The sequence below is a fragment of the Wolbachia endosymbiont (group B) of Longitarsus flavicornis genome (genome assembly GCF_964028135.1).
Taxonomy (GTDB): domain Bacteria; phylum Pseudomonadota; class Alphaproteobacteria; order Rickettsiales; family Anaplasmataceae; genus Wolbachia.
Map to the genome: position 1 here is coordinate 986,219 of NZ_OZ034758.1, position 22,848 is coordinate 1,009,066.

A 22,848-nucleotide genomic window follows, 5' to 3' on the forward strand; every position below is an offset into this window, starting at 1 on the left:
TAAGGTAAGGCTAGATGCTTCAATTGTTGATCAGTATTGTAGAGTTATGTAAAAACTTAGAGCAAAAAGTAGCAAAGCTTGAAGAAAAAAATAAAATCTTAGAAATAGAGAATGCTGAACTAAGAGAGAGACTTGGCTTGAACTCAAGGAATTCATCTTTACCAAGTTCAAAAGAGCTGTACAAAATAAAAAAAGACACACCAGAAGATAAGTCAGAGGGTGGCAGGAAGATAGGGGGTCAAGTTGGTCATAAAGGAAATTATCGGATAAAAATGGAAGCAGATGAAGTAATTAGAGTAAGATTACATGATACTTGTGAATGTGGTGGAGAAATTGCAGTATGCAACAAACCCTATATTCACCAGAATGTTGATCTCCCAAAAATTAAGCCTTACGTAGTGGAATACCAACTAGAACATGGGCGCTGTCGTAAATGCGGAAAAAGAAGGAGTAGCAAATTACCAGAAGGAGTTACACCTGATACCTTTGGTCCTAGAGTTAAGTCAGTAGTTGCATCACTAAGTGGGTTTTATAAGAATTCAAAGCGAGAAATAGCGAATATCATGAAAGACATCTTTAACATGAGTATAAGTGTTGGTAGTGTGTCCAATAGCGAAGCAAGGGTCTCGTCAAAATGTAAAGAAGCCTATGAACAAATAGAGGAAGAAATGAAAGCAAGCGAAATTTTGCATATTGATGAAACCAGTCACTATAACAAAGGTAAATTGGAATGGTGCTGGATGTTTGCCAACAATAAAGCAAGTCTTATGAAGTTAGCAGATACAAGAGGAATGAAGTTTTTAAAGAATAGTGCATTTTGTGATTACAAAAATCGGGTAATTACCGACAGATATGGAGTTTACAACCACTTCAGTGATGAAAAACGACAAATTTGTTGGGCTCACTTATTGAGAAATTTCGAGAGGTTATCTCATAGCTGGAATAGTGAAGTAATGAGACTTGGCCATTGTTTAAAAGATGCAGCTAATGGATTATTTACATTAAAAAACGCTTTGTCAGAAAATGAAATTAGTATTTCAAAGTTCACTAAGCAAGCTAAAGAGTTACGAAGATTTATGCAGTACTGCATGATAAAAATATCTTATATACTTGAAGCAAAAGGAGCTTCACGAACGGTAAAGGGTATTATAAAATCCGAGCCAATGATGTGGACATTTTTGGATGATCCAGAGAATATTCCATTAACGAATAATCATGTTGAGCGACAAATACGGCATTATGTTGTCTATCGTAAGAATTCATATTTTGCACAGTCAGAGCGAGGGAATAGATTCCTTGAGCGGATAATTTCGTTGTATCTCACTTGGAGGCAAAAAAAGTTAAATCCATTTCAAAACCTTCTATCTATTGTCTCTTAAGCCACACCTCTGAACGGATACCTTTTTTTTAGTTTACTATTCTGTGAGCTCAATGTCTCTTCATCATCTTCTATCATGATACTTTCTAGATTACTGATGAAGATAGTTGACCAAAAATCCTGCTTGATAGTTTCAATACTTTTTCCTGTGAAATTCTCTAAATTTAATCTTCCCTTCAGCCTAGAAAAAAATGTTTCTACTCCCCAGCGCAAGTAATATAATCTCTCAAACTCTTCAACTGTAAAACGTTTCTCATCTAACAGAGATGTTACTAACACTTCAACTTCGCCAGAAGAAAGTATTATTTTGACTAACCTGAATTTCATCTCATCAGGTAATCCTAGCTTTCGTAGCTGTCTTGCTACTTTAATTAGGTGCGGTAGACACTACCACCGTACTAGATGGGCTTTCCGGCTTAAACATAGCGTTTATTTCATTGAAAGACGAACTTGAACAGCGAATTATATAATTGATTTTCCTTCCTGTAAGCTCAGCAAGAAATCGATAAGATACGTATCCTCTATCACAGATTAACAAATCGTCTGATTTTATGGATTCAAGCATACCGATTGCTAAATCAACCTCATAGCTGTCACCTCTACTTAGCACAGATTTTATTGCAATATTATTTAGCATATCGTAGCAAACTTCAAAGGTTGCACTTGTATAGTCTTCAAATCTCTGGATTCCATTCCATACTGCTCTTGAGCTAAACTCACCTATTATTTTGTCGCTCTTTGGCAGAATCAGTATTGAAGCATCAAATGCAAGTACTCTGAAGCCATGGTGGGTTTTAAATTCCTGATCTTGGTAGTATAGGGAAACTATATCATCATTTAACTCTGAAAACGCAGTATGTTTTAGCTTCTTTCTTGCTTGAGTAAATGCACTTGCCGTAATTGTATAATCTTTTCTTGTATGCAGAACAAACTCATTAAGCATCACTTGTAATGACTTTACACTCTTTCTAAAAATCAGGAGAAATACATTAACGAAGGGCAGCTTTCTTTTTCGTGAGAAGTCTTTTGAGGATGCTCTGTGTGCGTTTATAAAGTTTAAACTCATCAATTTATTTTTTATAAACATGATTATTCTTTTTTTTACTCATGTCATTACTTCTTTTAATTTGTGAATCTTACCTGATTTTATAATACAGTTCATCACTTTTCCTTAACTTAATGGCAGTGGGTCTGATCTTACCCCCTCCGTTAAATTAAGTTGGTCTATTATCTGATTCATGTAGTCGAAAACTAATTGTAACTTTATTCCATACTTAGTATTGCTTTCATAGCCACTGTAGCTAGTACCATAACCTTTATACATCTCTTCCATACTGTTAGGTAGAGTAATATAGCTACTGTCCAATAATTTAACACTATTAAATTGCTGTAAGATTTTGCAATCAACTTGCAAGATATTTTTAAAGAGAATCACAGATTCATTATACATCCTTTTCATAAATTCCACTGCTTCTTCAGTAAATCTAAAATCCAAACCTTGTTTTGTTATATCTATCGAGTCCTCGTTTAGTAATTGACACATTGTTTCTACGCTACAATTATCAACTCCTATATTACCCAAGACCATGGCTTTTACGAATGATGAACCTTTTAGCTTTCTCTTTCTTTTTATAAACCTTGTTGTAATTGAGATTTTCTCTGCTTTTTCATTAAAAAATTCTTTGAGCTTTTTTGATAAGCTAGTTATTTTATTCATTGGTTCTCTCACTAAAAGTATATCTGGGAGAACTTATACCTTATTATTCTATCTCTTTCATACCTTTATTTCCTTAACTTGACGCGTATGGTTTATTTAACACTCCCAACTTGTCCGGGAATTGATAAACTCAAGCATATTTCTCTCCTTAACATAACTCTACTCATAGCCAGATATATGAAATTTTCAGTGAGTAAATCTTATTCTTTCGATAGTCTTCTATTCCTAAAGCAAAAGTCCTTTCTACAACACACCTTCTTGGCTGTACTTTAAACCCCTCATTGGTAGTAGCTAAGGCGGTGTGCCTTTGTTGACTTAGAACCTACATGAAGGCCTTTTGACAATCTCAATATCCATACCATATTCTTCCTTTATATGATTTTTTAAATTTTCTCCTTGGTATCCCATCACATTTTTTTAACTATAGTATATTTTTTTCTTACTTTCCTGTATGATACTCTGGAATAGCTTTCTATTCTTGTCCATTCCCTTTGACTTAGGTCTGCTGGATGCTTTTTTCTCATCTTTACCCAGTACTAAAACTTTAGATATTATAGCCTTTTACTAATCCCTGGACAAGCTCTAGCTTCGGTAAACTCAGTAGAAGGTTCTTTTGCAAAAAATGCAGCATGTACAGCATTTTTAATAAAAAAACATGCAGTATGTGCAAATATTGCTGTCGGTACATAGCGCAAAGGAGAAGCTATACTAAAAAAAGTAGCAGAAGCGACGATTAAGCAACAACAAGTCAGTATCGTTTGATCACGTAGATAACGTCTATCAACTCCACCGTATTCAGCCATCAACCCTTTAACTTTATCATTGCTACCGTATGGCAGAGTAAGCGTTTTAATCAAATTCATTACACCATTATTAGTGAAATATGGAGCACACTCTATAACTCTGGAGCCATTAACCTTCTGATTAGGATCTGCACCATACTTTAGAAGCAACTCTAAATATTTTTCGCGTTTATAGTTGTCACAATTGATTGCTTGATATAATGGACCTCGACCATTTTCATCTAACATATTAGGATTAGCACCATATTTCAAAAGTATTTCCATAGTATGATCATCATCACACAAAAACGCTTCAAACAACGGATTTTTACCATTTCTATCTACCATATTAGGATCAGCACCATATTGTAACAATAACTCTACAATGCTGCTGTCGTTGAGAACCATATAATAGCATAACGAAGCTTCATTATTATTGAGTAGCCTTATGTTAGGGTCAGCACCATTTTCTAAAAGAAGTCTCAAAATACTATAATCTCTTGAATTTTTGGCTTGCATTAAAGCAATAGATAATGGAAAGTAAATACAAATAAGTTCTTCATTGATGTAATCACCAAATCTTCCATCTTTACTGCTTTTAAATTTGGAAAAAAGCTTTTCAAGAAACTTTATATCCTGATTATATAGAGCCCTATATAAGTAAAACCTCAAATCTCCAGGTGAATTAATTTCATTTAAATTTTCGTCAGTTAGATTTTTAACCCCTTCTATATTTTCCTTAGTGAGAAATTCATATGCAGTACCTAGCTTTTTAAATTTCTCCTCATTTTGTTTCTTTACAGCTTCTGAATGTTTATCAGGATGATATTTCAAGGCTAATTTTCTATACGCTGATTTAATTTCTTGTTCACTGGGCGCATCGCTTGATTCAAAACCTAATATTTTTAAAGCTTCCTTTCTACTTACAATAAATTCCCCACTGAAATATGTTAAATTAAACGTAACCCAAAATTTCAAAAAGTAAAGCTTTTTATGTCAAATTACGTCTATTTCATAACTGTACAAATATTGTAGATCAGGAAACTTCAGTCCTTGATACTGGAATAACATCTCTATACTACTCCGGGCCAATCTAAATATTAAGAAATTTACCATATAAAAAAAAGGCAAAAGAAACCCTATTAGCTATTATCTATTTTTTAAATTTACGTTCTTTATTGTCTCATTTGACGTTCACTAAACAGAATGTAGTCTAAGTACAAACTTGTGAAAGGCTTATGCGTAATGCTTCTCCACATAATCACTAATAATTTCCTTAAATTCTTCAAAAATATTATCACCTTGTAAAGTTTTGAAATATTTGCCGTCTTTGTAGACTGCTGAAACAGGTTTTTCTCCATACCCAGGCAGGCTGATCCCCAGATTTGCATGTTTGCTCTCTCCAGGACCATTTACTATGCATCCCATAACAGCAACTTTCATATACTCTACACCAGGATTCTTTTTCTTCCATACCGGCATATGAGTTTTTATGTAGCCATTTACTTCCTTAGTTAATATACGAAAACGATCGCTACTTGTGCGTCCACAACCAGGACATGAACTCACCTGAGGGTTAAAGTAGCGCAAACCTATAGACTGTAGTATTTCCTGACATACTACCACCTCATTAGTGCGTGATTCACCAGGGCGCTGAGTTAAAGAAGCCCGGATAGTGTCTCCAATACCATTTTGCAATAAATAAGTAAGCCCTGCTGTGGTATTTACTACGCCTTTGTTACCCATACCAGCTTCGGTTAAACCCAAATGCAGCGCATAATTGGAAGATTTTGCAAGTGCCGTATAAACTAAAATTAAATCCTGCACTCTACTGACTTTACATGAAATGATTATTTTCTCTGCATTAAGGCCAATCTTTTTAGCTTTTTTTGCACTACCAAGAGCAGACATTACAAGCGTCTTACGTAATATAACATCAGAAGTTTTTGGATTACTAGACAAGGAGTTTTCATCCATTAATTTTTGTGAAAGGTACTTATCAAGACTACCCCAATTTACTCCAATTCTGACAGGAAGATCATGCGTTATTGCATACTCTATAATTTTTTCGAATTTTTCATCACGTTTATCACCAAAGCCTATATTACCTGGATTTATCCTAATTTTACCCAGAATTTTAATGTTGTCTGGATAATCCTGAATCAGCCTGTAGAGCTCATATTGTCCACAGCCTACTAATATCTTACCATCAAAGCCTTCTTTATTTATTTCCTCTACTATATAAGGTATTGCTTTTGCTACTTCCTCTGAGTTCAAAGAAATTCGCACCAATTCTGAACCTGCATGCGCTAGTTCTATTACTTCTTTTGCATATTTCTGAGCACTGCTTTTTATGTTGTCAGAATCTATATGTGCACCAAGTGCCATGGATTGAACAACTATAGGATTATTTCCACCTATCTTCACTTGTCCAACTTTTACAGTATGAGTTTTATGCCTGGAAACCGGCGATGACTCATATGCATCATCACTCAATGTCAGGTCTCTATCTAGCATATTATTAATCGTGACACTATTTTACTGTGTCAACTACACTGCCAAATGAACTTGAACCATTTAAACTATGCTGTGGTGTTCTATTTAGATCAGTAATAGAATCATGAGAGCACGTTCTTCTTGATGGACTTTCTTTTATAGTAACATTTATAGGGGAAACTTTTTTTTCTCGTGTTGAAGTAACTTTTTTCCCTTTTTGTTGTTCACTTTTATGCTGCTTACTTTCATACTGAGAAACTGGCTCTTGATCTATAAATACAGCACCCTTTAAACGTGCAAGATTAATACCATGCTGATTGATCATAGCATCCTCCCCATCTTCAACTATGCAAGCTCCCACGTTGTTTGGCTCGTTATCAAGGCTAGCAATTTTTTTTTCTTTTAATTTTTTGATTAGATCTTCTTTATTTATAGCTAGATCTTGTAACTTTTTTTTCTTGAGGAGCTCCCTACGCTTCTCATACAGTTTATATGACTCAGCAAAATCCTCGTCTGCATGAAAGTTTGCACCACCAGGGTTACCAGGAGGTATGTACCTCTTACTGAACTTTACCTTAGACTTCGCTTCAACATTATGTACAGTAAAGAAACTAGAAACCAAAAGTATTAATATAAATAAAACTTTAGAAAAGATCTTAAGCATACTATAGTGAATATTGTGCTTTAAAAGATACCAATTAACAAACTTCAAGTAAATCAGAATCTCTACCAACTTTATAATACAAACATCTTTCTAAAAAATTTACTACCAAAACCTACATAATCTAAAGGAAATTTAAGGTGTTACAAATTTTACGTAACACCCTTTCAAGAAGAGCATTACACTCTTCCTTGCTGTAAGTTATTCTTCAGTTTTTCGGTATCATTCACATTATTAAACTTTCCGCTTGGCATATCTTGAGACAAGTCGTTTTTCTTCTCTTTATCAAGCTTAACTCCCTGATAGATACAGAATGCAACAAAACTAGTTACAGCTATTGCAGCAACAGCACTGACTATGGCACAAGTTAGTATTGCTTGTTCTTGTCCCCCTACCATGTCTGCAAATGTTTCTACTTTTTCTTCTAAGCCTGTAAATTTTTCTTGCAAGCCGCTTAAGTGCTTTTGCATAGCTTGAAACTGCTCAGTACCAATCTTGTCTTCTAATGCACCAAAAACTTTTTCAAACTGCTCAACATCTATCTTTTGAGCTTCTTGCCACTCTTTTAATGCACTAAATACCTCTTCAAACTGTTTAGCATCTATCTTTTGAGCTTCTTGCCATTCTTTTAATGCGCTAAATACTTCTTGAAACTTTTTAGCATCAATATTTTGACTTTCCTGCAATGCTGTTACATCCGATTTATCAAAACCGAATACAAATTTGGTTATACCCATTTTTAACCCCCTAGCTAATTAATATATTACTATTGTACGTTTTTAGTAGTTAATTTAGTATTAAACACTATACAACTGGGATCCAATAAGAAATATCTGGTCATGCGCTGGAACTTTTGAATTCCAGTTATGCAAGAGATCTATTGATCTTAGAAATAACTTTCCTTGGTTTAAGTTAGCGATTATTCTACCAATATCTCTCTCTTTCCTGAGTAACTCGGAGCGCTAACGATCCCTTCTTTCTCCATTCTTTCAACAATATTTGCAGCTCTGTTATAGCCTATTCTAAGTTGCCTTTGAATGTAACTAGTTGAAACCTTTTGATCTCTCTGAATGATGGCCACCGCTTGCTTGTATAGATCGTTCTCTTCATCCTCTGTTTCACTTTCTGATTCTGCAAAAGAATTTTCATCTTCTTGAGTGATTTCCTCCATGTAGTTTGGCTCACCTTGCATTTTCAGATGATCAACTATATTTTGTACCTCATCATCGCTCACAAATGGACCGTGAACTCGAATAATCTTACCACCAGAAGCCATATAAAGCATATCACCCATACCGAGCAATTGTTCAGCCCCTTGTTCACCAAGTATTGTACGGCTATCTATCTTAGAAGTAACAGCAAAACTAATTCTCGTTGGAAAGTTTGCTTTTATCACACCTGTTATCACATCTACAGATGGGCGTTGTGTTGCCATTATGATGTGTATTCCTGCAGCACGAGCCATCTGAGCTAAACGTTGAATAGAGCATTCTATATCTTTGCCAGCAACAAGCATTAAATCTGCCATTTCATCTACGATCACCACAATATACGGAAATGTCTCCATTTTAAGTGGTATTTTTTCAAATAAAGGTTTACCCGTTGTTGAGTTAAACCCAATCTGTACAACGCGCTCCAACTCTATTCCGCTATTCATCGCTTCTGTAATTTTTTGATTATAGTTTATTACATTGCGCACATTTAAATATGACATCATGCGATAGCGATTTTCCATCTCTTTTACTATCCACTTAAGAGCAATAACAGCTTTTTTTGGCTCTGTTACCACTGGCGTTATTAGATGCGGTATTGCATCATATATTGAAAGCTCAAGCATTTTTGGATCGATCATTATCATCTTGCATTCATCAGGACTTAGTCGATAAACAAGCGACAGAATCATCGTGTTAATTGCAACCGACTTACCTGACCCTGTAGTTCCGGCAACAAGCAAGTGGGGCATTTTAGTCAGATCTGCAATAACTGGCTTTCCGCTTATTTCCTTGCCAAGCGCAATTGGAAGATTTAAGTTTGCATTTTGATATTCTGGCGATTCAAGCAAATCACGCAGCATAACAATTTCTCGTTCTTTGTTTGGCAATTCTATTCCCATGGCATTTTGTCCACGAATTATTGAAATACGTGCAGAGAGTGCACTCATTGAACGTGCAATATCATCTGCAAGACCAATCACTCTTGCAGATTTTGTACCTGCTTGTGGTTCAAGTTTGTATAAAGTCACAACCGGTCCATAACATACACTTATAATTTTTCCTTGCACGCCAAAATCACTCAGCACCTGTTCGAGCAGAGATAAATTCTTATTGCTCTCTAATGCATTCAACTGTTTTCTCTGCATAGATTCTTCTACTTTAGAAAGTAAGTGAATGCTTGGAAACTCAAACTCGCTAGAAGGTGGTTTAACAATCTCTTCGGTAGCTTTTTTCTGTCTTTCTTTTGGTTGTTGTCTAGTGGTTCTATATTTTCCCTCTATTACTAATGGTGCTATTGAATAATCAGTAGTTTTACGTAACCTGAAAAACAGAACCTTTGTAAAAAGGGAAAATATTTTTTTACATAGGAAAAGCAAAGAATAAACCGTTCTCTTCCAACCAATCAATCCTACAATACCTATTGATGCTACTACTGTGAATATGTAAAACGGGCAGTGGCCAATTAGAGTATTGCCAACTATTCCACTGTGCATGTACCTAGTAGTGATACCGAGCGAAAGTTGCGCTAATGTAGCACATATTCCTAAATTGATTAATATTAAATAGAGAATTTTCAGCAGCCTTTTTGATATCAAAAAGTAAACTATGGTTGTAGCTATTGTAATACTAGCGAGTCCAAAAAATTGAACTAATATATCAGCTAAATATGAACCTACTATTCCACCTAAATTTGTTACTTCCTCATTTGTAGATGTGTTTAAGGATTGATCTTTATAATTATAGCTAAAAACCGATATATATATATACATTAATAGTGACAAGTATATCACTGATTTTAGCTGTTTTTTTAACATCTACTTAAAGTAATAAGTAATTGTATATTTTACAAAGTGAATTGCTATTATCAATATCATCACGGATAAATCTAATCCATTGAATGGTTGTATATACCTTCTGATAACCTTTAGTGGAGGATGGGTAAGTCTGTTTAAAGTTTGCATTATGCTGCTTACAATCTCATTATACATGTTAACTACATTCAATTTAATCAACAAATCGAGAGCAACTGAGCATATTAGAACGAAGCTGTAAAGATCAAGTAACAGGTTAAGTAAGTATATGATTGGATGCATATTACTAATTTATACTAAAGTCTATTATGTGTAGTGATATATATAAAATCAAGCCTCACAATAATTTTCATGCTGAAACAGGTATAAACAATAACTGATTAGTCTGTTTATCAACTGATATGTCGGTTCTGTCGCATCTATAAACCATAGGAAAAAAGCTGAGATTATAGGAGTTATGAAGCCATTAACATAGCAAAATTCTCAAAAGTAGAAACATTATTTTAATAATTTGTCTTTTTTGAATCATACGAATATTTTCTATGCCTGTGATGGTAATCTTTGCGAAATGGAAGCTTTTAAACCCAAGCATTGGCTTTATTAGTTTTTTGATAAATCTATCAACAATATTATTTAGATATTTTATTTGAAGAACTGTAATCTTCAGAAATTTCTGCATTCAAATCATCAAGAGCAGCAGTATTACTGCCGCTTTTATCAATTACAATTTTCTCAGGAAGATAGTTACTCCTGAAGGCTTTACGAAAGAATGCAAGTGCTGCAGACTTGTCTCTACTAACACACAAGTCTACAGTATATAAATAAACCCATTTACCGTTTAATTCAATGTAAGTCTCTCCAACTACTACCAACCTGCTTCTTTCTTTTCCTTACTGCCTCATCTATCAGTGGTGATAACCCACCTTTGTAACGTAGCATTTTGCTCCCCTTATACTCATCATTTCTTCCAAATCTCGATAGCTCAAAGAGAATCGACATTTCATGTATACAGATAACATCCTCTGAAAAGCTAAATCCTTTGAAATATGGCAACAATTTTTGATTGATACGAAACATCTTTGCTTTTTTTTTAGACAATTATATCATTCTTCTTTCTACTTCCCTACAAATGCGACAGAACCCTTAATCCACTCTATTATGTTCTGAGACCATACATCTAAGACTTTTACTTGTTACAACTACTGTGCCTGCAATCTTATCGTGCCAAGTTTGGCAACGTTTGTCGAAGCTTGCCCATATGAAACCTAAGAATAGTGGTGAAGTTGACAATATAAAGGAAAAAAACCTCTTTATTGCTTGTTTTAGAGTCAATTTTTCAAAAGTTTGTGCATTTACAACTCTGAGTCCAAGTAATAACTTTCCAGGTGTAGCGCCAAATCTTATCCACATATATGCTACATAACTAAAAAGCATAATAAATTGAACTATCTGATTTAGAACTAGTAACTTGATTAGTTTACTCTGCATTGCTGTTTCCTCTGCAGATAATGGTGTTTGCATCTGATATTTCGCAGCAATTTGGCCTAATATTTTACTGCTCTCTGAGTTCATGAAGAGTTGGCTTAAGGCTTGGCCGCAAAGCTGCAAGAACAAAACGATGATAATTAAATCAAGCAGCACTGACAAATAGCGTCTAAGTCCTGTTACGTAACATATTCCATTTTCATCTTTCTTTACCCTTTGAATAGCATTTATAGAAGAAAGAATGGAAAATAAACGATTAAAAAACTTGTGTAACATAAAGCATTTTCCAATATTTGAGTGCCCCTGGCCGGACTTGAACCAGCATGCTTTTGCAAGCAACAGATTTTGAGTCTGCCGTGTCTACCATTCCACCACAGGGGCCTACTTTAATGCTATAAGCAACACAGGATTAGTCAAATTTTTTCTCTTTCAAGTAAGGACTGAATATTCTACAATAATCAATCATTACTCTGAAAACTTAAAATGAATGAATTAGCCAATCTTATTGATTCAAGAGAAGAAATATGTAAATTGCCACACAATTTAGAAGCAGAGCAAATGCTCATTGGTGCAATGGTTCGTGATAATAGAATTTGTGATGCAGTCGAAGATATAATTGCAGCAGATAATTTCTATGATCCACTACATCAAAGCATTTTTACCCAGATATCTAAAACCAGAAAACACGGTATAGTTGCTAATGAACTTAGCCTCAAGATGTTTTTCGAGAATGATAAAGCATTTGCCGAATGTGGTGGAGTTGAGTACCTAGCAAAACTTGCAGCAAAGGCAAGCATTGCGCTTGACATCTATAGCTTGACCAGAATAATCCGTGATACTTATTTAAGGAGATGCTTAATCAAGCTCGGGCAGGAGATAGTTGACGATAGTTACAACTACGACATTGAAAATCCTGCACAGGTACAAATTGAGCAGGCAATGACAAAGTTGTTCAACTTAGCAGTAAAAAAGCAAGGTGATAAGACATATATAAAGCTTGCAAGTTCAATTAAAGATGTGGTTGAGAAGATCAGCAAGCTGAAGAATAACCCAGAGGCTCTAGGTATTACAACCGGACTTCAAGACCTAAACCAGCTTCTTGGTGGTTTGCAGAAATCTGATCTGTTAATTATAGCTGCAAGGCCCTCAATGGGAAAGACAGCATTGGCGCTGAACATCGCACTTAATGCTTGTAAGATTTTGCAAAAAAGAACAGATAAACAACATTATGTAGCATTCTTTTCACTTGAAATGTCAGCAGAGCAATTGACCGCAAGATTGATTACTATAGATTCAGGCATTGGTTATTATAAGGCACTGACTGGGAGAATTAGTGATTTTGAATTACACGAATTCATTAATGCTAGTACAGATCTATCCGAATTACCTTTCATCATAGATGACACTCCTGCGTTATCAATTAGTGCTCTTCGTACCAGAATACGTCTTCTCTATCAACTATATAATGTAGAGTTGGTCTTTATCGATTATCTGCAGTTAATTCGAGGAACAACAAAAAGGAGTAGTGAAAATAGAGTGCAAGAAATCTCAGAAGTGACGCAGGGTTTAAAAGCAATTGCAAAGGAACTAAATATTCCCATTGTTGCACTATCACAGCTCTCTCGTTCTGTTGAGCAAAGGGATGATAAAAAACCACAACTTTCTGATTTACGTGATTCAGGAAGTATAGAGCAGGATGCGGATATAGTAATGTTCCTTTATAGAGAAGAATATTATGAATTAAGAAAGCAACCAAATGAAGGAAGTAATAAACATCGAGAGTGGCAAGAGAAAATGGAGAAAATTAGAAATATTGCAGAACTGATCATTGCAAAACAAAGAAACGGGCCAATTGGTAGTGTGAAACTACATTTTGACTCCAATAGAGGTGCATTTAAAGATTATACAGAAAGATATAGTCTGTAGCGGTTTTGAGTAATTCTGGAAGTGTTTAACAAACCATACGTACCAAATTAAGTAGCTATCGTGAAATATAGCAATATTTAAGATTGGCATTTTATTTGTTACATTTATTTTTTTAGGAAATTCTTATCTAGGATAAGATATTTTTTTAGAAAAATCTATAAATTACTAACTTTATTACTTAATATATAAAATAGTTTTTTCTTATTTCCTTTCTTCCTTACGCCACTTTTTCTTAACTTGATGCGTATGGTTTATTTAACACTTCCGATATACAACTAAAAAATAGCAAATTCTCTATAACTTGAATATAATTTTAGCTTTACCTAAACAGAAAGATGAATTACTTAATGGATTTTGTTTTAATATCTCTTTCCTTGCCACTTTTTATTACTGAGAATTATTTGTTAATTACTGCGTTGATCCCACTTTTAAGTGCATTAGCTATTTCTTTTACTAGTAAATGGCCCAGAGTGAACAGTAGCGTTACTGTTGCTTCTTCTATGCTTCTGTTTGCGTATACATCTCTATGCACTTTATATTTGGTGTATGGTGATCATTCTCAATTTATTCTCATGGATTTTGGTAATAATTTGCATATTAGTTTAAAGCTAGAGTCTAGTGGAGCAATATTCAGTTTATTAATATCATTTTTGTGGGTACTAACCAGTATATATGCAATATGTTATATGAGAAATAACTATGCTGATAGCAATCACTCAAGTTTTCTATGCTTTTTTTCAACATCAATCAGTTGTGCAATGTTTATTGCTTTTTCTGGAGATTTGCTCACTACATTTGTCTTTTATGAGCTTCTAACTATTAGTACATACCCTCTGATTACTTACAACTCAACAAATGAATCAGTAATTGCAGGACGCTATTACTTTGGTTTACTATTTTTCTCTTCTTTAGTATTATTTTTTCCTGCAATAGGCCTATTATATAATGAATTCCATACTTTAGATTTTGTAAGTGGTGGAATATTCAAGTTTGATACTTCACTCATCACTTTTATTGCAGTGTGTTTTGCTATGCTGATTTATGGAATAGGAAAAGCTGCATTAATGCCAATGCATTTTTGGTTACCAAAAGCAATGATTGCACCAACTCCTGTGAGTGCACTATTACATGCTGTTGCTGTTGTGAAATCCGGAGTTTTCATCATCATCAAAGTTATATTATACACTTTTGGCGTCGATAATATGCAACGTTTTGTGCAGCAAAATTGGTTTGCTGGAGGGTGGCTTCCGTACGCTGCTGGATTTACTATCATTACTGCATCGTTGATTGCATTAAAGCAAAAGGAATTAAAGAAATTGCTTGCTTACTCTACCATCTCCCAATTGTCGTATATTATATTGTTCGCTTCAATTTTTAGTGAATTCAGCATGAAGATTGCAATCTTTCAATTAGTTTGCCATGCATTTGCAAAAATTACTTTATTTTTTTTTGCAGGTATCATAATAACGAAAACGGGTGAAAAATATATAGATAGAATTCACGGTATAGGACGTAGTATGCCAATTAGCATGATAGCATTCACTATAGGTGCATTGTCCATGATAGGAGTACCTCCTGCTCCGACTTTTTGGAGCAAATTTCTCATCTTTCAAGCTGTTTTCAACTCTAGTAATGTAACACTTTCTGTGTTTGTAACTCTAGTGTTAATTGTTAGTACTATACTCAATGCTCTATACTTTTTACCAATAATTTACAACGCCTTTTTCTCAAAACCTTCTAGAAATTATTTTATTAAAAAGACACCAATGCTTCTAGTTTTACCCCCAGTTATTACTGCTATATGCACTTTAGTTATTTTTTTTAGCTACCAAATAATGTTATAAATATAATCATCTATATTTATAGCTATTAACAATAAATTTAAATGGCACTATTCCAGCTAGAGTTGCTTTTATATTTGACAAAGTGAAGCTGACCTCCACAGCATAATCTTTCATCTTCTTATTTTGCTCAGCTGTAAAAACTACAGTAGCGTTTCCAGCAAATGTAACTAAGTTCTTGGTCAACCGGTCAATAGATAATGTTGTTACGTTTATGTTGGTAATTTTTCTTGTGGATGAAACAGCTTCATTGTTCACTTTTTCCTGAAAGTTTTGGTAGATTTTGTATACAGAATTGTTTTTTATAAAATTTTCTTGATACTTTGGCTCAACAGTCCGAGAGGACTCATATGTTTCAATATATTTACTTATTAAATACCTTGCTATGGAAATGTACTCATCTTCTTTTTTACTAAAACTAAGTTTATGTATTGCAGAGAACTCATCTTCTGTGTGGTTCATATACTTCACAAAATTTAAATCTTTTTTAACAGGAAGTAATAGGTATATGTTTAGTAGTGATAAAAATAAACATACTAAGAGAAGTAACGCTATTAACGCCATCCAAGATCTTTCTACAACGCAGAACAGGTATCTGTGGCAATACCATTCAACTGCTTTCCTGAAGTAACTTTTGTTTTTTACTGATTCAAGTAATTTATCTTCCATAATACAAACCCAATTATATAATATACTGGATACTCTAAAAAACTTTAAAATATGTCTAAATTTTCCAAAATAGGATGAATTATTATATCACCTTGTTCTGCAATAAGGTAAAATTTATCAATTTTGCTCACATCTAAATTTATCATTTTTACACTGAAGCTTTCAGGATCATAAGTATTACTTTCTGCACTTTTGTGATAATTATAGTAGTGTAATTTATTTTGATCATCAAAATAACCAAATTCATCAGCAAGAGTTCCCACTTTTTTGCCTTTACCGTCTCTGACTAGCTCAAATAGATCAATTACATGGTTTTCAGATCCAGGCTCAATAGATCCTTCTACAGCAAAAATTTAGGTGCATGACCAACATACTCCTTAAGTTTTAGATTATTAGTCTTTTTTATACTACCAAAATCCATGAGTTTATATTCATCTGAAAGACCAGAATATTGTGGATCATACTTTTTATATTCAAAAAACTCATTACCTAAAAAATTACAAAACGTTAATTTACAATCATCGTGATTGGATTTAACAACTTTAAAGTAATGAAAACCTCTAGGGATCTTTACTTCCTCTTTCGTAATATGATTACGTACAACAAGTTCATCATTAATCATATAATAGCCGATTCTTGGCAAAGTAGCTATATTGATTGCCTTGTTTAGCTTAAAATTTGCCTCATAGATGCCACTTGATAGCTCCTTCCCTTTTTCTAAAGTGACGTCTTGATCTAAAGATGTATTCTTGATTAAACTCAATTCTTTCTGCATGTTCAGTATAGTGTTTGTTAAAACTTCTATTGATTGCCATACAGTTAATTTATTATCATTCAAGTTATATACTTTCAGTATTAAATTAGCAGAATTTTATCATAAATTTATGTTAAAAGTATTACATTTTTGTGTCATGATGTTAACTACATTAGCTAAAACATGCTTTTTATCTAAGCGAAATTGCTTTGCAGCAACGAAAAGTTCATCTATTTCTTTCCATTGACTTAGTAGAATTTCAACATTATTTACTTCTTTCTTTATACTTTCTAAAATGGAGGTTTGAATTATATGTGATGCTAGTTCTAGCTCAATCTCACTATTAATTATTTTATTAACTATATCAGAATTATTTAGATTACGGAAAAATGTATAAAAATGCTTATGTGACTCATAAGCACCACTATTTATTGCATCTATTATTATTCCCGGAGTTCCAGGAAACAAAGTAATGATCTCACTAAATATTTTATCGTCGAATTTACACTGAGATGAAACAACCTGCTTTGTTTCATCGTAAGTTAATGGAAGTAAATTCAGCTGAAAACACCTACACCGGATGGTGGTTTGTACATCATATGGCTTATGGCTAATTACAAATATTTTAGAATTTTGTGGCGGCTCCTCTAATATTTTTAATATTGCATTCTTAGCATTATTAGTCATTGACTCTAAGCTATCTATTATAGCTATTTTATATTCTGATTGAATGGGGCTTAAGTGCAAAAAGTTTTTCATTTCTCTCACCTTTTCCACTCCTATTGTATCACCTTCAACAATGTGTAAGTCTAATGCTACTTCATCGTAATTTTTTATAAGAAACCAATTAGAAAAGGATTTTGCGAATGTTGCTTTTCCTATACCTTTTTTACCACAGATCAGCCAAGATTGAACAGACAAGTTGTTCATTATCTTTTTTTTTGCTTGGTTGTGGCCTATCACCTTTTTCATTCTTTCTCCTATAGATCTTAGTTTGAAAATTCGTTATTTATTGTTTGTAATGAAATTTTACCTTTTCTTAAAACCTTAATCTTGTCTCCAGTTAAGTCAATAATAGTAGATTCTATACCAGAAACTAATTCATCATCTTCAATTACTGAAGATAAGTGTTGCTTAATAGACTGAGGTATATCTCTTGCTTTGCATATACTTTTTTCTCCTGAAATGTTAATACTAGTTGCAACTACTGGAGTTTTCAGTTCATTTAATATTGAAATCGCAATAGGATGATCAGGAATTCTTATGCCTATACTATCTTTAAAGAACTCATTTGGTAATATACTGTTATCTTGAAGTGGTAAAATATAGGTCATTGGTCCAGGAGAAAAATAGTTTATTAAATCGATATACTCTTCCTTTACCTTTGCTATATTTATCAAACTATCAATATTACTAACAAATACAGAGAGCGGCTTGTTTTGAGAACGCTTTTTTATTCGATATATTTTTTCTATAGATTCGTTACCTAGCGCATTACAAGAAAGAGCATATACTGTCTCTGTTGGAAAGCATGCTAACAAATTATTTTTTATTGCATTTATTACTTCAAATACCATATAGCTAAAACTTATGTCTACAATAGCTCTGGGTTTACCGTTATCTCCCTATATGGTAGCAATTAAGATACCGAAATGGCTAGCACGCATCTGTTGTATACTTACAGTAAATTTTATTAGCAACTGCTCGTTTTGACTACTAGTACAACATTGCATAATTCTATTATGGCTATTTTGATCAAAATGTGCAAGATTTTTTATGCGAAATACTATATACAAGTGATTGTGATTGATTTCAATTTGATGAATCAACATTCTAATAATATTTTGTTTAGTCTGCCAATCCACTTGATCAAGCTTTGACTCAACGCTTGAGGAAAAGTTTTTCAAGCTATCTGTAACAAGGCTCAATTCTTGTTGTAGTTTTTTTTGATCAATCGTTCTTTCTTTCTCTTCTTCAATTTCTTTCAAATGCTGTTTCATTGTTGTGATTCTTGGTTCAAATTCTTCTTGGCTTATAAACCCTTTGGCATAGCTATCAATAAATTTTTTGATACTTAATCTTAGCTTACTTTCTTGCTTTTCACGTGTTTGATTATGTAAAGGTTTTTTGTTCTCTGATAATCTACGTTGATATTCATTTGCAATCCTATCTGGCTTTTTCAAGATACTCTTGACTTCTTCCCATATCACTCCATCTAATACATCAGTGCGTATTGATTTATTATCGCAGATTTTATTGCCATTGAATTTGCTAGAGTTTGTACCAGAGCAACGATAGTAATAATATGTCGACTTTTTATGAACGTGGTTTGTACCACAATAAGTATATTGACAACGTTGACATACCATTAAACCTTGCAATAAATATGTTTCTCTTCTTTGTCGTACTCTTGCTCTTTGTCTATTTTCAGCTAATTGTGTTTGCACTGAATCAAATAAATTTTCATTGATTATTTTTGGTACTGGAATATAAGTCCAGTTCTCTTTATCACTGTTAAAGCGACCACTTTTAAGTTTACCACAAGTTCCTTTTTTTGACTTTTTTACTTGTGGTTTTGAGCATGTCCTAGTTTTACCATAAGCTGCTTGTCCTATATAAGCAGGATTTTTTAACATGTTCCAAATAGTGCTCCTTTTCCAATACCTTTTTCCTGTTCGTGTTATTACCGGTATCTTATTCAGTTCATGTACAACTTCTCCTATACTTGCTCTTTCTTGGCCAACCCAACTAAATATTTTACGCACTATATTTGCCTCTTCTTCATCAACCTCAAATTTAGCACTTCCTTCACCTACGTGTTTTGCTATGTAGCGATAACCGTAAGGCGCCCTACCCATCACACTTATACACCCAGCTTTGGCCGCATGAAGTTTACCTCTACGGTTTCGTTCCATAATCTTTGCACGTTCATACTCTGCTATTGCTCCCTGAATCTGTAGAAATAAATGGGAATCAGGATTATCATCAAACTTATGATTCAAAAATACTATTTCAGATCCAGCCTTTTTAAACTCTTCGAGTAAGATCATTTGATATGAAAATTTCCGTGATAGCCGATCAGGTGAATGAATGTATATCTTATCAATCTTACCTTCTGCTACTCTATCACGTAAACTCTCTAAGCCAGGACGTTCTAAGTTTGATCCACTGTAGCCATTATCGATGAACCTATGCTCATCTAATAACTCATGTTCATCGCTACTAATGCGACGCTCCAATTCTACAATCTGACTCTCTATCGTATTCTCTTGTGCTTGTTGTCTTGATGAAACTCTTGCATACAAGCTTACCGTTGTCATTTTCTTTCACCTCCTTAGTTCTATATTTCAATAATTGTTCATAAGCATCTGCCAAATATGTACCCGCTAACCTATGAGGTTCATAACGGCAATAAATAGTTAAATCCCCTTTTTGCATGTTTTTCTTCCTGTGAATTTTCTAATAGGTTGGGAGAATTCTTATCAACAGCTAAAAGAAAACTTTTACCATTTTAGACTAAACCAATGGATACCTTATTCAAGGTAGCTGTCTAGTTCACACAAATTCTCCCTAATAAATATACAAGATTTGAAAAAATTATGTCCAAAAAATCTTTGCTTAAATTATCATATTATATATGATATAGCTTATTTAAAGTATCATGAATGTTTATCCAAGTAATGAATTCTGGGAGAGTGATTTAGAAGTTCCTGTTAACCTCTTACTAGAACGTTTTCAGGATTCTAATGTACGTCAATCTTGGTTAGATTCCCTTTCTGGTAAACAACTTAGCATCATTTTTCAGCATTGCTTTAAAAATCATTTAAATGGGCAACTTTTTCAGGACGGAAATTATGACGATAGATCCACTCAACAAAAACGTAAGATACTTACCAGTTACTCTGACTCTCTTTTTGACTATTATCTCATTAGCTACTTTGATCGTACAAAACTTGAGGCTACAGTTAGTGAAGTAGCAAGATTTGCTCTGACTGAGAAGTTAATGAGATCGTACCTGGTAAAAAACAATACCAAGTATGATAAAAGATCCTTATTGTTTTTACTATTTCACATAAATTGTGAACTTCTAAAATCTGTCTATCACTTTGATAAAGTACAAAAGAAAGGTTTCGTATCATTTGCTTTACAGAAATCACCAAGACAAATACATACTTCATTTAAGGAATTTATGTCACGAGAAGCCGTAGAGCAGATACTTAAGGATGATGACCAGTTGCAGGGTTTTTTCCATCATCAAGATCGAATATATATGTTTGTACGTCGAGGAAGTGACATGGATTTACTGCTTAATTCAAACAAAGTTGTTCATGGTCATAAACCTGAGTGGATGATTTTAGACTTTTCTCTTGATGGCACTCAGGTTAATCTCTGTGCTAAAAATACTAACAAGGCTGTGGAAATAGCAAATAGCATTGTAAGTGGGTATTTTGACTGCGAATGTACTTTTGTAAGTATACAAGATAAGAACTTTCCATTACAAGTGCACAAATTTCTTCAAGCATGTATAGATGGTTCTGACTCTGACATTTGTATATTTGAGTTAAATTTTAAGTCAGATTATTTTAAAAATAGTAATACATATCTTACTTTGAGTGTAAAGCCATATGATCCTATTGCACCAGAGTTACATATTTTAAAGCCAGCTATTGGCAACATACTACAATCTATTCAATCAGCTAAAGTAATGTTCCAAAACAAAAAGGTAACATTTTCTTTCAAAATAAGTGGGGAAGTTTATTATTCAGAGCATCCACTCAATAAAAAAGAAAGAGAGGACCTGAAGAAACATATGGAACAATCTTATGGTCTTAAAATTCTTTCACGAGCAAATTGCTGATCTTTTAAGTTCAAATAGTTCTTGGGTAAATCCAAGCCAAAATCATATTAAAGCAGCAAGATACTTATTTGATCTTGGATGGATAAAAATTCAAGAAAGGTATTATATTGTTTGTTCTCGTGAGGAAGATCGTCTTGATTGGCCAAATGTAGTTGATCCAAGTTGTAGTAATGAGATTTTTATTGATTCAGACTTTGATGAAGCATGTGATGACGCTATTTGTGAAAACTGTTCTCGTCATATTTTACCTAACACTTATCAAAAACAGAGATTTCATCTCTTATCCATATACTTAAATACAGAAAAGGTCATAGACTGGTTTGAAACAAAGTTGAATGATTCAAGACTTATGTGGGAAAAAGTGGAACAAGGAGTTTATTATATTTGTAATCAAGGTCGTATTGTAAATCTAATAATCCTTGATTTTTGTACTGATGCGATATTTTTAACTATAGATAAACTTAGAGTCCACCCTACAGTTCTCATCACTCTAAAAAAAGATATACCAAATCTATTACTGAATCTATATGTAGTGCCAATGGTGAAACTGTTTTGTCAGCTTAAGACTGTAACTGAGATCATACGCGTCAAGTTAAGGAAATAAAGGTATGAAAGAGATAGAATAATAAGGTATAAGTTCTCCCAGATATACTTTTAGTGAGAGAACCAATGAATAAAATAACTAGCTTATCAAAAAAGCTCAAAGAATTTTTTAATGAAAAAGCAGAGAAAATCTCAATTACAACAAGGTTTATAAAAAGAAAGAGAAAGCTAAAAGGTTCATCATTCGTAAAAGCCATGGTCTTGGGTAATATAGGAGTTGATAATTGTAGCGTAGAAACAATGTGTCAATTACTAAACGAGGACTCGATAGATATAACAAAACAAGGTTTGGATTTTAGATTTACTGAAGAAGCAGTGGAATTTATGAAAAGGATGTATAATGAATCTGTGATTCTCTTTAAAAATATCTTGCAAGTTGATTGCAAAATCTTACAGCAATTTAATAGTGTTAAATTATTGGACAGTAGCTATATTACTCTACCTAACAGTATGGAAGAGATGTATAAAGGTTATGGTACTAGCTACAGTGGCTATGAAAGCAATACTAAGTATGGAATAAAGTTACAATTAGTTTTCGACTACATGAATCAGATAATAGACCAACTTAATTTAACGGAGGGGGTAAGATCAGACCCACTGCCATTAAGTTAAGGAAAAGTGATGAACTGTATTATAAAATCAGGTAAGATTCA

Annotated in this window: 16 protein-coding genes, 1 tRNA gene and 6 pseudogenes; 6 read left to right on the forward strand and 17 right to left on the reverse strand. The window is 33.5% G+C overall.

The window, feature by feature from the left end:
* Nucleotides 1-26: 26 nt before the first annotated feature.
* Nucleotides 27-1,379, forward strand: coding sequence for an IS66 family transposase (tnpC, locus tag ABWU45_RS04565; protein WP_353279066.1), 1,353 nt, complete (start codon nucleotides 27-29; stop codon nucleotides 1,377-1,379).
* A gap of 23 nt (nucleotides 1,380-1,402) precedes the next feature.
* Here tnpC and ABWU45_RS04570 read toward each other — a convergent pair.
* The 12 genes and pseudogenes from ABWU45_RS04570 to ABWU45_RS04625 form a co-directional block, all read right to left on the reverse strand.
* Nucleotides 1,403-2,465: pseudogene (locus tag ABWU45_RS04570) on the reverse strand (IS4 family transposase); the annotation flags it as partial.
* A gap of 102 nt (nucleotides 2,466-2,567) precedes the next feature.
* Nucleotides 2,568-3,107, reverse strand: a pseudogene (locus ABWU45_RS04575) (IS4 family transposase); the annotation flags it as partial.
* 80 nt (nucleotides 3,108-3,187) lie between these two features.
* Nucleotides 3,188-3,535: pseudogene (locus tag ABWU45_RS04580) on the reverse strand (hypothetical protein); the annotation flags it as partial.
* Nucleotides 3,536-3,646: 111 nt separating this feature from the next.
* Nucleotides 3,647-4,855, reverse strand: coding sequence for an ankyrin repeat domain-containing protein (locus tag ABWU45_RS04585; RefSeq protein ID WP_410541938.1), 1,209 nt, complete (start codon nucleotides 4,853-4,855; stop codon nucleotides 3,647-3,649).
* Nucleotides 4,856-5,113: 258 nt separating this feature from the next.
* Nucleotides 5,114-6,394: a flavodoxin-dependent (E)-4-hydroxy-3-methylbut-2-enyl-diphosphate synthase gene (ispG, locus tag ABWU45_RS04590; RefSeq protein WP_353277977.1), complete on the reverse strand. Its 1,281-nt coding sequence runs from the start codon at nucleotides 6,392-6,394 to the stop codon at nucleotides 5,114-5,116.
* A 16-nt stretch (nucleotides 6,395-6,410) separates the two neighbouring features.
* Entirely contained in the window at nucleotides 6,411-7,037 is a 627-nt protein-coding gene (locus tag ABWU45_RS04595; RefSeq protein ID WP_264330408.1) for a TRP75-related protein, read from the reverse strand.
* Nucleotides 7,038-7,213: 176 nt separating this feature from the next.
* Nucleotides 7,214-7,771: a hypothetical protein gene (locus ABWU45_RS04600; RefSeq protein WP_353277979.1), complete on the reverse strand. Its 558-nt coding sequence runs from the start codon at nucleotides 7,769-7,771 to the stop codon at nucleotides 7,214-7,216.
* A 182-nt stretch (nucleotides 7,772-7,953) separates the two neighbouring features.
* Nucleotides 7,954-10,062, reverse strand: coding sequence for an FtsK/SpoIIIE family DNA translocase (locus ABWU45_RS04605; RefSeq protein WP_353277981.1), 2,109 nt, complete (start codon nucleotides 10,060-10,062; stop codon nucleotides 7,954-7,956).
* The gene (locus tag ABWU45_RS04610; RefSeq protein ID WP_265022424.1) at nucleotides 10,063-10,341 is read right to left on the reverse strand and encodes a YggT family protein; all 279 of its coding nucleotides are present in this window, start codon (nucleotides 10,339-10,341) and stop codon (nucleotides 10,063-10,065) included.
* Nucleotides 10,342-10,514: 173 nt separating this feature from the next.
* A pseudogene (locus tag ABWU45_RS04615) lies at nucleotides 10,515-11,136 on the reverse strand (IS6 family transposase).
* A 66-nt stretch (nucleotides 11,137-11,202) separates the two neighbouring features.
* A complete protein-coding gene (locus ABWU45_RS04620) occupies nucleotides 11,203-11,820 on the reverse strand; it encodes an RDD family protein (protein WP_264374840.1) in 618 nt (205 codons plus the stop codon).
* Nucleotides 11,821-11,842: 22 nt separating this feature from the next.
* Nucleotides 11,843-11,925, reverse strand: a tRNA-Leu gene (locus ABWU45_RS04625).
* A 102-nt stretch (nucleotides 11,926-12,027) separates the two neighbouring features.
* Here ABWU45_RS04625 and ABWU45_RS04630 point away from each other — a divergent pair.
* Both ABWU45_RS04630 and ABWU45_RS04635 read left to right on the forward strand, forming a co-directional pair.
* Nucleotides 12,028-13,470, forward strand: coding sequence for a replicative DNA helicase (locus ABWU45_RS04630; RefSeq protein WP_139686507.1), 1,443 nt, complete (start codon nucleotides 12,028-12,030; stop codon nucleotides 13,468-13,470).
* A 347-nt stretch (nucleotides 13,471-13,817) separates the two neighbouring features.
* On the forward strand, nucleotides 13,818-15,314 hold the full coding sequence (locus ABWU45_RS04635) for a proton-conducting transporter membrane subunit (RefSeq protein ID WP_264374839.1): 1,497 nt from the start codon (nucleotides 13,818-13,820) through the stop codon (nucleotides 15,312-15,314).
* A gap of 6 nt (nucleotides 15,315-15,320) precedes the next feature.
* On the opposite strand, the gene ABWU45_RS04640 is transcribed toward ABWU45_RS04635, so the two are convergent.
* The 5 genes and pseudogenes from ABWU45_RS04640 to ABWU45_RS04660 form a co-directional block, all read right to left on the reverse strand.
* Complete coding sequence (locus ABWU45_RS04640) at nucleotides 15,321-15,980, reverse strand: VirB8/TrbF family protein (protein ID WP_139686506.1); 660 nt, start codon at nucleotides 15,978-15,980, stop codon at nucleotides 15,321-15,323.
* 44 nt (nucleotides 15,981-16,024) lie between these two features.
* Nucleotides 16,025-16,818 (reverse strand): annotated as a pseudogene (locus ABWU45_RS04645) (hypothetical protein).
* A gap of 36 nt (nucleotides 16,819-16,854) precedes the next feature.
* The gene (locus ABWU45_RS04650; RefSeq protein ID WP_353277985.1) at nucleotides 16,855-17,706 is read right to left on the reverse strand and encodes a DNA polymerase III subunit delta'; all 852 of its coding nucleotides are present in this window, start codon (nucleotides 17,704-17,706) and stop codon (nucleotides 16,855-16,857) included.
* 17 nt (nucleotides 17,707-17,723) lie between these two features.
* Nucleotides 17,724-18,311: an L-threonylcarbamoyladenylate synthase gene (locus tag ABWU45_RS04655; RefSeq protein WP_353277987.1), complete on the reverse strand. Its 588-nt coding sequence runs from the start codon at nucleotides 18,309-18,311 to the stop codon at nucleotides 17,724-17,726.
* A gap of 48 nt (nucleotides 18,312-18,359) precedes the next feature.
* On the reverse strand, nucleotides 18,360-20,054 hold the full coding sequence (locus ABWU45_RS04660; RefSeq protein WP_353277989.1) for a recombinase family protein: 1,695 nt from the start codon (nucleotides 20,052-20,054) through the stop codon (nucleotides 18,360-18,362).
* A 341-nt stretch (nucleotides 20,055-20,395) separates the two neighbouring features.
* Between ABWU45_RS04660 and ABWU45_RS04665 the strand changes: the two genes are divergently transcribed.
* The 3 genes and pseudogenes from ABWU45_RS04665 to ABWU45_RS04675 all read left to right on the forward strand — a co-directional run.
* Nucleotides 20,396-21,592, forward strand: a complete 1,197-nt coding sequence (locus ABWU45_RS04665) for a hypothetical protein (protein ID WP_353277991.1) — start codon at nucleotides 20,396-20,398, stop codon at nucleotides 21,590-21,592.
* Nucleotides 21,558-22,196 carry a hypothetical protein gene (locus ABWU45_RS04670; RefSeq protein ID WP_353277993.1) on the forward strand — a complete coding sequence of 213 codons (639 nt, stop codon included), beginning with the start codon at nucleotides 21,558-21,560 and terminating at the stop codon, nucleotides 22,194-22,196. Before ABWU45_RS04665 ends, ABWU45_RS04670 begins: the two co-directional genes overlap by 35 nt.
* Before the next feature lie 53 nt (nucleotides 22,197-22,249).
* Nucleotides 22,250-22,789, forward strand: a pseudogene (locus ABWU45_RS04675) (IS4 family transposase); the annotation flags it as partial.
* Nucleotides 22,790-22,848 lie beyond the last annotated feature (59 nt).